The sequence below is a fragment of the Paraburkholderia sp. CI3 genome (genome assembly GCF_050436505.1).
Lineage (GTDB): Bacteria > Pseudomonadota > Gammaproteobacteria > Burkholderiales > Burkholderiaceae > Paraburkholderia > Paraburkholderia tuberum.
Genome location: NZ_JBNDMI010000004.1, coordinates 1,260,083 through 1,272,893, shown reverse-complemented (window position 1 = coordinate 1,272,893; position 12,811 = coordinate 1,260,083). Strand labels below are relative to the sequence as shown.

The 12,811-nt window shown below is 62.9% G+C and carries 9 protein-coding genes and 5 tRNA genes; 12 read left to right on the top strand and 2 right to left on the bottom strand.

Annotation, left to right across the window (positions count from 1 at the left end; genetic code table 11):
• Nucleotides 1-6 precede the first annotated feature (6 nt).
• The gene (locus tag OKW29_RS27230; protein ID WP_429293287.1) at nucleotides 7-1,293 is read right to left on the bottom strand and encodes an MFS transporter; all 1,287 of its coding nucleotides are present in this window, start codon (nucleotides 1,291-1,293) and stop codon (nucleotides 7-9) included.
• A 462-nt stretch (nucleotides 1,294-1,755) separates the two neighbouring features.
• Here OKW29_RS27230 and OKW29_RS27225 point away from each other — a divergent pair, with 462 nt between their 5' ends.
• The 6 genes from OKW29_RS27225 (at nucleotide 1,756) to OKW29_RS27200 (ending at nucleotide 8,835) form a co-directional block, all read left to right on the top strand.
• On the top strand, nucleotides 1,756-2,103 hold the full coding sequence (locus tag OKW29_RS27225) for a hypothetical protein (protein ID WP_429293286.1): 348 nt from the start codon (nucleotides 1,756-1,758) through the stop codon (nucleotides 2,101-2,103).
• Nucleotides 2,104-2,295: 192 nt separating this feature from the next.
• Nucleotides 2,296-4,212: an extracellular solute-binding protein gene (locus tag OKW29_RS27220; RefSeq protein WP_429293285.1), complete on the top strand. Its 1,917-nt coding sequence runs from the start codon at nucleotides 2,296-2,298 to the stop codon at nucleotides 4,210-4,212.
• 49 nt (nucleotides 4,213-4,261) lie between these two features.
• Nucleotides 4,262-5,299, top strand: a complete 1,038-nt coding sequence (locus OKW29_RS27215) for a microcin C ABC transporter permease YejB (RefSeq protein WP_090800650.1) — start codon at nucleotides 4,262-4,264, stop codon at nucleotides 5,297-5,299.
• Nucleotides 5,299-6,405 (top strand): ABC transporter permease, encoded by a 1,107-nt coding sequence (locus tag OKW29_RS27210; RefSeq protein WP_184022601.1) that lies wholly within the window; start codon nucleotides 5,299-5,301, stop codon nucleotides 6,403-6,405. Before OKW29_RS27215 ends, OKW29_RS27210 begins: the two co-directional genes overlap by 1 nt.
• On the top strand, nucleotides 6,402-8,033 hold the full coding sequence (locus OKW29_RS27205; protein WP_429293284.1) for an ABC transporter ATP-binding protein: 1,632 nt from the start codon (nucleotides 6,402-6,404) through the stop codon (nucleotides 8,031-8,033). The genes OKW29_RS27210 and OKW29_RS27205 overlap by 4 nt, the downstream gene beginning before the upstream one ends.
• Nucleotides 8,034-8,169: 136 nt before the next feature.
• The gene (locus tag OKW29_RS27200; protein WP_429293283.1) at nucleotides 8,170-8,835 is read left to right on the top strand and encodes a C40 family peptidase; all 666 of its coding nucleotides are present in this window, start codon (nucleotides 8,170-8,172) and stop codon (nucleotides 8,833-8,835) included.
• Nucleotides 8,836-8,948: 113 nt separating this feature from the next.
• On the opposite strand, the gene OKW29_RS27195 is transcribed toward OKW29_RS27200, so the two are convergent.
• A complete protein-coding gene (locus OKW29_RS27195; protein ID WP_429293282.1) occupies nucleotides 8,949-9,896 on the bottom strand; it encodes a patatin-like phospholipase family protein in 948 nt (315 codons plus the stop codon).
• 487 nt (nucleotides 9,897-10,383) lie between these two features.
• Here OKW29_RS27195 and gltX point away from each other — a divergent pair, with 487 nt between their 5' ends.
• From gltX to OKW29_RS27165, 6 genes are all read left to right on the top strand, one after another.
• Nucleotides 10,384-11,793, top strand: a complete 1,410-nt coding sequence (gene gltX / locus OKW29_RS27190; protein WP_429293281.1) for a glutamate--tRNA ligase — start codon at nucleotides 10,384-10,386, stop codon at nucleotides 11,791-11,793.
• A 120-nt stretch (nucleotides 11,794-11,913) separates the two neighbouring features.
• Nucleotides 11,914-11,989 (top strand) — tRNA-Ala (locus tag OKW29_RS27185).
• Between the two features lie 187 nt (nucleotides 11,990-12,176).
• Nucleotides 12,177-12,252: transfer RNA gene (locus OKW29_RS27180), tRNA-Glu, on the top strand.
• 87 nt (nucleotides 12,253-12,339) lie between these two features.
• Nucleotides 12,340-12,416: transfer RNA gene (locus OKW29_RS27175), tRNA-Asp, on the top strand.
• Between the two features lie 61 nt (nucleotides 12,417-12,477).
• Nucleotides 12,478-12,553: transfer RNA gene (locus tag OKW29_RS27170), tRNA-Glu, on the top strand.
• Between the two features lie 80 nt (nucleotides 12,554-12,633).
• A tRNA-Asp gene (locus OKW29_RS27165) sits at nucleotides 12,634-12,710 on the top strand.
• Nucleotides 12,711-12,811 lie beyond the last annotated feature (101 nt).

Sequence of the window (12,811 nt, the reverse complement as noted above, 5' to 3'; positions counted from 1 at the left end):
GGAAGGTCAGGCAGCAGTGTTGACGCTCAGTTCGGCGTGGCGCGCGCGGCCGTGGCGCGGCACACCGCGCATCAGGATGATCAGCAGCGTCGCGCCGATGATGTCGAATGCGCCGAGCGCACCGAACAGCGGCGTGTAGCCGATCGAATCGGCGAGCGCGCCGACCATCAGGGAGAAGCCGAGGCCGCCGATCCACGCGGCCATGCCCGCGAAGCCGGCGACGGTGCCGACTTCGCCCGGATCGAATACGTCGGCGGCGAGCGTGTTGACGAGCGCCGAGATCATCTGGTGCGCGAAGCCGCCGACGCAGAAGAGGGCGATGGCCTGGTAGGGCGACGCGACGAGACCGATCGATGCCGGCCCGATCATCATCAGCGCGCCGAGCACGACGCCCGAGATGCGCGACCAGATCAGCGGCACGCGAAAATGCTTCATCAGGAATGGCGACAGATAGCCGCCGAACAGACCGCCCAGGTCCGCGGCTAGAAACGGCAGCCACGCGAACATCGCGATCTGCTTCAGATCCATATGACGCTGCGTGGCGAGATAGAGCGGAATCCAGAAGCTGAACGTCTGCCACGCGGGCTCGGCGAAAAAGCGCGCTTGCGCGATCGCCCAGAAGCGGCGCGTGCGCAGCACTTCACGCACGGTCGCGCGGCGCGCGGCGGGCGGTGCCTGGCCTTCGACGATCGTGGCGCGCTCGGCATCGCTCACGCGCTTGTGCTCGGCGGGCGAGCGGTACAGCACGAACCATGCGGCGGCCCACACGAAGCCGAGCGCGCCGGTCACCGCGAACGCGCTCTGCCAGCCGTAGCGCAGCGAAAGGAAAACGACGAGCGGCGGCGCGAGCAGCGAGCCGAGCGAGGTGCCCGCATTGAAATAGCCGACCGCGACGGATTTCTCGCGATCGGGAAACCATTCGGCGACGACCTTCATGCCGGCCGGAATCGCGACCGCTTCGGACAGGCCCATGAAGCCGCGCAGCGCCGCGAGCGAAAACCAGCTGCCCGCGAAACCGTGGAACACGCCGGTCAGCGACCACAGGCACGCGAACAGCGCGAAGCCGAGGCGCAGGCCGATCAGATCGATGATCAGGCCGCAGACGGGCTGCATCACCGTATAGCCGACCTGGAACGCGCCGACCACGTACGAGTACTGCCGCGTGTTCATGTGCAGCAGTTTCATCAGCTCGGGCGCCATCACCCCGAGCGCGTTGCGCGACAGATAGTTGACGATCGTCCCAACGCACACGAGGGCGATGATCCACCAGCGCAATCCCTTGATCGTTTTCAAAATTAGTCTCCGTGGCGCATGAGCGGTTGCTTCCGACGCAGTGCTCGGATATGCGCGAATTCGAACATTTATTGGTTTTCAATGGCAGTCATCCTATCACTTGGAATCGACCTGGATATCCGGGAAAACCATACTTGGTGCCATGTTTTTCCTTGAGTTTTCGGGATAATTTGATATTTTTTTGCCTGGTATCGGAGTGGTGATCGGATGACTGTGGTGAAAAATATCGAACAGATATGTTCTTTCGAACTTAAAAATGTTCGTTTTCGGGATGTCAGCCAGGCCGCGAGCGGCGCCCGCGCGGAGGGTGCTCTTTCACCGCCGTCTGGCGTGTGTAACCAGACATTACGCCGCCGCCGGCGAGGCGATTTTCAGCATCAGTTATTACAAAGTTGAAATACGCGTGTTGCTGCCTTTGCGTTATATTTCCGCCAACAAAACATGTTCCTACAAAGGTGATCAATGAAGTCCGCTCGTCTTGTTCCGGTTGTGTTCGGCGTGTTGACGTTGGCTGCATCGGGTGCCGCGATGGCCGCGGGGCTCAACATCGGGGTCAATATCGGCATTCCCGCGCCGGTCTACGTCGCACCGGCTCCGGTCTACGCACCGCCGCCGCCTCCGCCGCCGCCCGTCGTCTATCAGCCGGCTCCCGTGTACTACGGCGGTCCGCAAATCGTGATCGGCTGGCATGGCGACCGTTACTGGGACGGCCATCGCTACTGGGCGCGCGACGACTGGTATCGCCACAATCCGCGGGGCCACGGCGGCTATGCGCGCGGCCACTACGACCAACATCGCGGCTGGCACTGAGTCGCCACTTCGTCAGCGCTGAAGCGCGCCAACCGGCCGCAGCGATGACAGAACCGCCCTTGGAGGGCGGTTTTGTTTTTTGTGCTGAAACATCCGTCGCTGATGCATTTCGTCGCAGTCGCCCGCCAGATCGCGCAAGCTAATTGGGTAGAATCCCCCACATCGCCACTGCCCATTTACCAGCACGACTCCATGACAACTGGCTCGCGACGGGTTCAAACGCCTGAGGGACTTCGACACAGCGTGATCCACGGACCCTTGCGAGCCGCGCTCGCCGTCGCGTTGCTGTGCGCGAGTCTGCTCGTCGCACCGCACGCGCATGCCGCGCATGCGATCGCGCAATACGGCGAGCCCAAATATCCGGCCGGCTTCAAGCACTTCGACTACGTCAATCCCGATGCGCCGAAAGGCGGCACGCTCGTGCTCGCGAACCCGAGCCGTCTAACGAGCTTCGACAAGTTCAATCCGTTCACTCTGCGTGGCAATGCGGCGCCCGGCCTCGAATTGATGTTCGAGAGCCTGACGATCGGCAGCAGCGACGAAGTCGCGTCCGCCTACGGGCTGCTCGCCGACGACATCGTCGTCGCGCCCGACGGTCTGTCGGTCACGTTCCACATCAATCCGCGCGCGCGTTTTTCGAACGGCGACCTTGTGACCGCAGACGACGTCAAGTTCTCTCTCGACACGCTGAAGAGCCCGCAGGCCGCGCCGCAGTTCGCATCGCTTTTCAGCGAGATCAAGCGCGCGGTCGTCGTCGATCCGGCCACGGTGCGCTTCGAGTTTCGCGAGCGCAATCGCGAGTTGCCGCTGCTCGCGGGCAGCATGCCGGTGTTCTCGCGCAAGTGGGGGATGAAGCCCGACGGCAGCCGTGTACCGTTCGACCAGCTCGCATTCGAAAAGCCAGTCGGCAGCGGGCCGTATCTGATCGACAGCTACGACAACGGCCGCACGATCACGTTCAAACGCGACCCGCACTATTGGGGCGCCGATCTGCCGGTGCGCGTCGGCATGAACAACTTCGAACGCATCGTCTACAAGCTGTATGCCGATAGCACCGCGCGGCTCGAGGCGTTCAAGGCTGGCGAGTACGACGCGCTGGTCGAATACATCGCGCGCAACTGGGTGCGGCGCGACGTCGGCAAGAAGTTCGACAGTGGCGAGTTGATCAAGCGCGAGTTTGCGCAGCACAACGGCACCGGCATGCAGGGCTTTTTCCTGAACACGCGCCGGCCGCTGTTCCAGGATGTGCGGGTGCGCAAGGCGCTCGATCTCGCGCTCGACTTTCAGTGGCTGAACCGCCAGCTGTTTTTCAACCAGTACACGCGCATCGACAGCTATTTCGCCAACACCGAATGGCAGGCGAAGGGGCTGCCTTCGCCAGGCGAGCTCGCGCTGCTGGAGCCGTTTCGCGCCCAACTCGATCCGGCGGTATTCGGGCCGCCGCCGAAGCAGCCCGATACCGATCCGCCCGGCTCGCTGCGTGCGAATCTGCTGCAAGCGCGCGATCTGCTGCAGCAGGCCGGCTGGACCTATCGTGACGGCGCGCTGCGCAACGCGAAGGGCGAGCCTTTCCAGTTCGAGATACTCGACGACTCGGGTTCGGCCTCGTCGATGGAGCCGATCATCGCGACCTTCACGCGCAATCTGCAAAAGCTCGGCATTACCGCGAACTTCCGCACCACCGACTTCGCGGTCTATCAGAAGCGGCTCGACGCATTCGACTTCGACGTGACGACGATTCGCATGCCCGACGTGCAGGTGCCGGGCTCCGAGCAGATCACCCGCTTCGGCAGCAAGGCCGCCGATACCCCCGGCTCGGACAACGCGATCGGCCTGAAGTCGCCGGCCGTCGACGCGGTGTTGAACGCGCTCGTGCATGCGCAAACGCGCGAGCAGCTGACCGATGCCGCGCACGCGCTCGACCGTCTGCTGACGCATGGCTACTATGTGGTGCCGCACTGGTACAGCGGCACGCATCGCGTCGCGTTCAAGCGCGGGCTCGCGTGGCCGAAGACTTTGCCGCTGTACTATGGCGCGGAGGGCTGGATCACGACGATGTGGTGGTACGAGGATCCGCGGGCGCGCACGCCCACGGGCAGCGCCGACTGATCCGCAGATCCATCGCCCCCACCAACGCGTTCGCACTGGAACACCGCCTATGTGGAGCTACATCCTCAAACGCCTGCTGCTGATGATCCCGACGCTGCTCGGCGTGCTGACGCTGACCTTCGTCGTGATCCAGTTCGTGCCGGGCGGCCCCGTCGAGCAGATGCAGCACGAACTGCGCAAGGGCGCGGAGGGCGCCTCGCCGTTCGGGCTGCGCTCGCATAGCGGCGTCGATGCGCAACAGATCGCGCAACTGAAGCAGTTGTACGGCTTCGACAAACCGCCGCTCGAACGCTACGTGCTGATGCTCAAGCGCTTCGCGACCTTCGATCTCGGCCAGAGCTATTTCCGTCATCAGAGCGTGTTGTCGCTGATCGTGTCGAAGCTGCCGGTGTCGATCAGCATCGGCCTGTGGACGTTCTTTCTCACCTATCTGATATCGGTGCCGCTCGGCATCGCGAAGGCGGTGCGCAACGGTTCGCACTTCGATATCGCGACGAGCCTCGTCGTGCTGGTCGGCTACGCGATTCCGGGCTTCGTGCTCGGCGTGCTGCTGCTCGTGCTGTTCGGCGGTGGCACGTTCCTGCAGCTGTTTCCGCTGCGCAACCTCACTTCCGACAACTGGGACCAGTTGAGCCTCGTCGGCAAGATCCTCGACTATCTATGGCATATCACGCTGCCGATCACGGCGTCGGTGGTGGGCAGCTTCGCGGTCGTCACGATGCTGACGAAAAACGCGTTCCTCGACGAAATCCGCAAGCAGTACGTGCTGACCGCGCGTGCCAAAGGTTTGTCCGAGCGGCGCGTGTTGTGGAAGCACGTGTTTCGCAATGCGCTGCTGCCGCTGATCGTCAATTTCCCGGGCGCGTTCATCGGCGCGTTCTTCACCGGCAGCCTGCTGATCGAAACGCTGTTCTCGCTCGACGGGCTCGGGTTGCTGTCGTATGAATCGGTGATGCGGCGGGACTATCCGGTCGTGCTCGGCACGTTGTATCTGTTCACGCTGATCGGCCTCGTCACGCGGCTGATCTCCGACCTTTGCTATGTGTGGGTCGATCCCCGCATCCAATTCGAACAACTGGAGCGCTGATGAATCGAGCCCGCCTTTCCGCCGACGCGGCGGCGCGCACCGAACCCGCGCGGGCACTGATGTCGCCGTCGCCGGCGCGTCGCGTGTGGCAGCGTTTTCGCCAGCAGCGTCTCGGCTACTGGAGCCTGATCATCTTCGTCGTCGCGTTCGCGGCGAGCCTCGTGGGGCCGCTGTGGTCGAACGACAAGCCGGTCGTCGTGCGCTACGACGGCCATCTGTATTTCCCGCTCGTCGAGACCTACGCCGAGACCACCTTCGGTGGCGACTTCCCCACGCCGACCGATTATCTCGATCCGTACATCCGTCACCGCTTCGATGCGCCGGGCAACTTCGCGCTGTATCCGCCCAATCATTACTACTACGACACGCTCAATTACTTTTCGAAGGCGCCTAACCCGGCGCCACCGTCGCGCGAGAACTGGCTCGGCACCGACGACCGCGGCCGCGATCTGTTCGCGCGTCTGCTGTACGGCTTCGGCGTGTCGGTCGTCTTCGGCCTCGTGCTGACCGTGATCAGCACGATCGTCGGCATCGCCGCGGGGGCGGTGCAAGGTTACTTCGGAGGGCGAACGGACATCGTCGGGCAGCGTCTGATCGAGATCTGGAACGCGATGCCGCAGCTCTATCTGCTGATCATCTTTTCATCGATCTTCGAGCGTAGCTTCGCTCTTTTGATCGTGTTGCTGTCGCTGTTCAACTGGATCGGCCTGTCCGACTACGTGCGCGCCGAGTTCCTGCGCAATCGCCAGCAGGACTACGTGCGCGCCGCGCGCGCGATGGGCCTGTCGCATTGGCAGATCATGTGGCGTCACGTGTTGCCGAACAGTCTGACGCCGGTCATCACGTTCCTGCCGTTCAGCATGAGCAGCGCGATTCTCGCGCTGACGAGTCTCGACTTCCTCGGCCTCGGCGTGCCGCCGCCGACGCCGAGCTTGGGCGAACTGCTCGCTCAGGGCAAGGCGAATCTCGACGCGTGGTGGATCTCGGTGTCGACCTTCGGCGTGCTGGTGGCGATGCTGCTGCTATTGACCTTCATGGGCGACGCGCTGCGCAACGCGCTCGACACGCGTATCTCCGACGCGATACACGCCGGAGGTGGTCAATGAGCGCGTTGCCGCAAATCGATCCGCAATCGACGGACACGCCGCTGCTCGAACTCGACCATCTGCGTGTCGCGTTCGGCGACACGGTGGCCGTCGACGACGTCACGCTCGCGATCGCGCGCGGTGAACGCGTCGCGCTCGTCGGCGAGTCGGGCTCGGGCAAGAGCGTGACCGCGCTGTCGGTGCTGCGCCTGCTGAACGACGCGCAGGTGAGCGGGGCAATCCGCTTCGATGGCAAAGATCTGCTCGCGAAGAGCGAGCGTGCGATGCGTGGCCTGCGCGGCTCGGACATCGCGATGATCTTCCAGGAACCGATGACCGCGCTCAATCCGCTGTATACGATCGGCGACCAGATTGCGGAAACGATCGTCGTGCATGACGGCGTCAGCGCGACCGAAGCGTGCAGGCGGGCGGTCGCGCTGCTCGCGCGCACCGGCATCACCGAGCCGGAGAAGCGCATCAACAGCTACCCGCATCAGCTGTCGGGCGGGCAGCGGCAGCGCGCGATGATCGCGATGGCGCTCGCCTGCCGGCCGCGCCTGTTGCTCGCCGACGAGCCGACCACCGCGCTCGACGTGACGATTCGCGCGCAAATCGTCGAGCTTCTGCTGGAACTGCAGCGCGACGAAGCACAAAAGCGCGGCATGGCCGTGCTGCTGATCACGCACGACCTGAACCTCGTGCGCCACTTCGCGCAGCGCGTCGCGGTGATGGAGCGAGGCGTGCTGGTCGAAACCGGCACGGTCGAGCAGGTGTTCGAGGCGCCGCGCCATCCGTATACCCAGCGGCTGCTCGCGAGCCGGCCGCAGCGCGAGGTCGTGCCGGTGCTGCCGATCTCGCCGGTGCTGCTCGAAGCGCGCGACGTGGCGGTCGACTTCAGAACGAAACTGACCGGCCTGCGTGGCTGGTTCGGCGCGGGGCGGTTTCGCGCGGTCGACGCGGCGAACGTGTCGGTGCGCCAGGGCGAGACGCTCGGGATCGTCGGTGAATCGGGATCGGGCAAGTCGACGCTCGCGATGGCACTGCTCGGTCTGCAGCGCACTGCGCATGGCGAGATCCAGTTTCAGGGCAGGGCGCTCGCGAGCTATCGCGGCGCCGAAAAGACCGCGCTGCGCTCGAATATGCAGGTCGTCTTTCAAGACCCTTTTAGTTCGCTTTCGCCGCGGCAGACGATCGAGCGGATCGTCGGTGAGGGGCTCGCGCTGCATCGGCCGCAGATGACTCCGCAGGCGCGGCGCGACAAGGTCGTCGCGGTGCTGCGCGAAGTCGGCATCGACCGGACCGCGCTGTATCGCTATCCGCATGAATTTTCGGGCGGGCAGCGGCAGCGCATCGCGATCGCGCGCGCGCTGGTACTGGAGCCGCGCGTGCTGATCCTCGACGAACCGACCAGCGCGCTCGACGTATCGATCCAGCAGCAGGTGCTCAAGCTGCTCACCGGTTTGCAGCACAAATACAACCTCGGCTTCGTGTTCATCAGCCACGACCTGGCAGTGATCGGGGCGATGGCGCACCGAGTCGTGGTGATGCAAAACGGATCGATCGTCGAGTCCGGCGAAGTCGAGAAAATTTTTGCTGCACCCGCGCATCCTTACACGCGAAAGCTGCTGAAAGCGGCGCTTGATCGTTGATTTTTCACCCTTTCCCCAATTGAGTGCGTCTGTCGATTGATTTTTCCTATTCCTTTTGACAGGCAAATACTTACTGGCTAGTATCGAGCAAACTTTTTTTCTAGACCCCTGATTTTTTGGCAAAAACTACCGACCAATGCAGCACAGAAACTTCACCCAGGCTTGCACGCGCGTCGTCGCCGGGATGTTCATTGGCGTCTTGATGGCAGCAGCTCCCAGCGCGTTCGCCGACGAAGTAAGCGGTTTTAATCAGAATGCCTCATATCCGACCACCAACGGCTCGGATCCTCTCTCCCTTCTCACTCCCCAAACCAAGGCCGCCGGCAGCGAAAGCGGCAGCGCCAAATCGTTCCTTTCGGGCATGGCCGGCAAAGCGGGCGACGTGGTGGTCGGCGCGTTGAACATGATCGGCGTTCGCTACCGTTGGGGCGGCAATACGCCTGATTCGGGGCTCGATTGCAGCGGTTTCGTGCGCTACGTGTTCCAGGACACGCTCGGTCTCGCGCTGCCGCGCCGTGCCGAGGAAATGAGCCGCGTGGGCGAGAAGGTGCGGGTAAGCGACCTGAAGCCGGGCGATCTGGTGTTCTTCAATACGATGCGCCGCACGTTCTCGCACGTCGGCATCTATATCGGCGACAACAAGTTCGTGCACTCGCCGTCCACCGGCAGCACGATCCGCGTCGACGACATGGATGACGGCTACTGGGAAAAGCGCTTTACGGGTGCGCGTCGGATCGAGACCTCGTATCAGGCCGACGATCTGCGCAAGCGCGTGACCGCGACGATCGGCGGGAATAACTGATTCGGCGCCAGGCCTGGCGATAAAAAAGCCTGCTTCGTTCGAAGCAGGCTTTTTGCGTTTGATGCGCGCATTTTTGCCATGGCGACGCACAGCGACCGTGCGTCGCCGGGCTTTCAGGCTCCCATGCGCCGCGCGGCGAGCTTGCGCTGCAACTCCGGCATCATCTTCGCGACCGCTTCCTCGCCGGCGAGGATCGCGGCGTTGCGCTGTGAGAAATCGCTGCCGCTCATCGCCGCGAGATTCGGCCGGATCACCACGTCGGCGTACTTGTCGAGCTCGTAGGCCTTGATCGTCTGGCCCATGATCGTGAAGGTCTGCATCAACACGTCGAACGAGCTTGCCGTGACGCCGTTTTCCGGTCGCTGGGAGATATCGACGGCGATCACGAAATCCGCGCCCATCTTGCGCGCGAACGACGCCGGTACCGGACTCACGAGACCCCCATCCACGTACTCGTGACCGCCGATCTTCACCGGCTCGAAAATCGACGGCACGCTGCACGACGCGCGCACCGCGATGCCGGTGTTGCCACGCTGGAACAGGATCGGCTGGCCGGTTTGCAGATCGGTCGCGACTACGCCGAGCGGCCTCGCCATCTTCTCGATCGGGCGGTTGTTCAGCGTCGTGTTCAGGTAGTTCTGCAGCGCGACGCCCTGCAGGAAGCCGCGCGTACGAAACGGCATCGCCCAGTCGCTGATCGACGCTTCGTCCATCGACAGCGCGAGCTTGTTCAGCGCGAAGCCGTTCATGCCCGACGCGTACAGCGCGCCGACGACGGAGCCGGCGCTCGTGCCGGCAATCAGGTCGATCTGGATATTGCGCGCCTCGAGAGCCTTGATGACGCCGATGTGCGCAAAGCCGCGCGCGGCGCCGCCGCCGAGAGCGAGCGCGACGCGAACCGGCTTCTGTTGCGCTTTTTCAGGCGGCGAGGGAACGGCGGGCGTCGCGGTGATCGGCGCGCCATCGAGTTTGCCGGCGGTCGTGGTGCAGGCGGCAAGCACCGCGGATGCGGCCGCCAGCGAAAAGCTGCGGCGGCTCAAGTTCGGGGATGAGGGTTTCAACGAGTTCTCCAGCAACGGCGCGCGCGACGCGAGCGGCGTCGCGCGTACCGCGATCAGGCTGAGGTCAGACCGGGCGGATCGCCGACGGCGATTGCGCGCGCTGCAGCGGTGTTCGCTCCGTATCGGATCGATGTGCGGTAAGCCCGCATCGCAGCGCGCGCACATCTTAATGCAAACGATCGGCTCGCGCGGTCCGCTGTAATGAAACGTTGCAGAGGAAGTATTCGGAACTGACGCGGCGCTTTTTCAAGATGAGTTGGGCGAGCGCTGGGAAGGTGCGTACGCAGATGTCCGGACGCCGTTCGCCCATGCGCCTTAGGCCGTTCGGACGAGGGCGGCAACCCGCGTGCGGAAGGTATAATTCGGCTCTTGCACTTATTCCCTCGTGGCCGTGCGCGACGTCGCGCGCAGCATGGGCACGCTCCGCTGCCGCGCTTCGCAGCCATGTTCGCCTGAGCGCCGGCGCCTGTTTTCCGAGTAACCGCTAATGACCACCTCCGTTCGTACCCGTTTCGCGCCGAGTCCCACCGGCTTCATCCACCTGGGCAACATCCGCTCCGCGCTGTATCCGTGGGCGTTCGCGCGCAAGATGAAAGGGACCTTCGTGCTGCGGGTCGAGGACACCGACCTCGAGCGCTCCACGACCGAATCCGTCGACGCGATTCTCGAAGGCATGGCGTGGCTCGGCCTCGATTTCGACGAAGGCCCGTTCTACCAGATGCAGCGCATGGACCGGTACGGCGAAGTGCTGAAGCAGATGCAGGAGGCGGGGCTCGTCTATCCGTGCTACATGTCGACCGAAGAGCTCGACGCGCTGCGCGAGCGCCAGCGCGAAGCAGGCGAAAAGCCGCGCTACGACGGCACGTGGCGCCCGGAGCCGGGCAAGGTGCTGCCGGAGCCGCCCGTGGGCGTGAAGCCGGTGCTAAGGTTTCGCAATCCGCTGACCGGCGTGGTCGCGTGGGACGACGCGGTGAAAGGCCGCATCGAAATCTCGAACGAAGAACTCGACGACCTCGTGATCGCGCGTCCGGACGGCACGCCGACGTATAACTTCTGCGTCGTCGTCGACGATCTCGACATGCGCATCACTCACGTGATTCGTGGCGACGACCACGTCAACAACACGCCGCGCCAGATCAACATACTGCGCGCGCTCGGTGGCGAGCCGCCGGTGTATGCACACCTGCCGACCGTGCTGAACGAGCAGGGCGAGAAGATGAGCAAGCGCCACGGCGCAATGAGCGTGATGGGTTATCGCGATGCGGGGTATCTGCCGGAAGCGGTCGTCAACTATCTGGCGCGCCTCGGCTGGTCGCATGGTGACGCGGAGATTTTCACGCGCGAGCAGTTCGTCGAGTGGTTCGATCTCGAGCACCTCGGCAAGTCGCCGGCGCAGTACGACCAGGACAAGCTGAACTGGCTCAACGCGCACTACATCAAGGAAGCCGACAACGCACGCCTCGCCGAACTGGCGAAACCGTTCTTCGCGGAGCTCGGCATCGACGAAGCCACACTCGCCCAAGGTCCGGATCTGACGGGCGTGGTGGGCCTGATGAAGGATCGGGCGTCGACCGTGAAGGAGATCGCGCAGAACGCCGCGATGTTCTATCGCACTCCGGCACCCGACGCTGAGTCGCTTGCACAGCACGTCACCGACGCGGTTCGTCCGGCGCTCGCTGATCTGGTCGCTGCATTGAATACGGTCGAATGGACCAAGGAGGCGATCGCCGCCGCGCTGAAAGCGACGCTTGGCACGCACAAGCTGAAGATGCCGCAGCTCGCGATGCCGGTGCGTCTGCTGGTGGCGGGTACGACGCATACACCGTCGATCGATAGCGTGCTGATGCTGTTCGGTCGCGACGTCGTCGTTAGCCGCATCGGAAAAGCGCTTGGCTAATCCGTTGGCAGCGTGCGTCAGAGGTTTCGCATGCCTCCGGAGAAAATTCGAATGTAATTGCTCAAAGGGTATTTACAAAGCGCAGATCGCCCTCTAAAATCTCGTTTCTCTGATGTGCGCGGGGGTATAGCTCAGCTGGGAGAGCGCTTGCATGGCATGCAAGAGGTCAGCGGTTCGATCCCGCTTACCTCCACCAAGAGAGCAGAGAGGTTAAAGTGGTTAAGAAGTCAGATGGTTGTAGAAAAAAGACTTCACAAATCGCTGAAATGTAGTTAAAATTTCGGTCTTCGCTGTTGACCAGAAAACAGCTTGGCGAATTAACTGAAAAGTTAGCGCGAGTTGATCAAGTCAAAAGCGAATTGAGACGGATCTGAAAAGATTTTGTCCCCTTCGTCTAGAGGCCTAGGACATCACCCTTTCACGGTGAGTACAGGGGTTCGAATCCCCTAGGGGACGCCAAACATCAGCGTCGCTTTAGTATTCGAGTAGTAGAGCAGCGCAGCTTGCAGAGAATTAACCGACGCTCGCAAGCAGGGTGTAAAGACTGGAGTGGTAGTTCAGTCGGTTAGAATACCGGCCTGTCACGCCGGGGGTCGCGGGTTCGAGTCCCGTCCACTCCGCCAGACAAAGCCCGTTCACACATACTTGAACGGGCTTTTTCATTAAAGGTGTAAGCAGTACGTTGTCCCCTTCGTCTAGAGGCCTAGGACATCACCCTTTCACGGTGAGTACAGGGGTTCGAATCCCCTAGGGGACGCCAGAACATCGGCGTCGTTCGGTTGGAAGTTTGAACGGTGCAGCAGGCTGAGAGTATGGCTCGCAGGCTGCGATGCAAAATCTGGAGCGGTAGTTCAGTTGGTTAGAATACCGGCCTGTCACGCCGGGGGTCGCGGGTTCGAGCCCCGTCCGCTCCGCCAGATTTGAGAAAGCCCACTTCGCGAGAAGTGGGCTTTTTTTATTGTGCGCCCAGCATGGGCGCACTCCTGCGAGTGCAAGTCCCGCCATAAGCTGGTCACAG

Excerpts from the sequence above, each read along its gene's own strand:
- OKW29_RS27215 (WP_090800650.1), top strand. The coding sequence starts at position 4,262 with ATGTGGAGCTACATCCTCAAACGCCTGCTGCTGATGATCCCGACGCTG.
- OKW29_RS27200 (WP_429293283.1), top strand. The coding sequence starts at position 8,170 with ATGCAGCACAGAAACTTCACCCAGGCTTGCACGCGCGTCGTCGCCGGG.
- gltX (WP_429293281.1), top strand. The coding sequence starts at position 10,384 with ATGACCACCTCCGTTCGTACCCGTTTCGCGCCGAGTCCCACCGGCTTC.
- OKW29_RS27220 (WP_429293285.1), top strand. The coding sequence starts at position 2,296 with ATGACAACTGGCTCGCGACGGGTTCAAACGCCTGAGGGACTTCGACAC.
- OKW29_RS27205 (WP_429293284.1), top strand. The coding sequence starts at position 6,402 with ATGAGCGCGTTGCCGCAAATCGATCCGCAATCGACGGACACGCCGCTG.
- OKW29_RS27210 (WP_184022601.1), top strand. The coding sequence starts at position 5,299 with ATGAATCGAGCCCGCCTTTCCGCCGACGCGGCGGCGCGCACCGAACCC.
- OKW29_RS27225 (WP_429293286.1), top strand. The coding sequence starts at position 1,756 with ATGAAGTCCGCTCGTCTTGTTCCGGTTGTGTTCGGCGTGTTGACGTTG.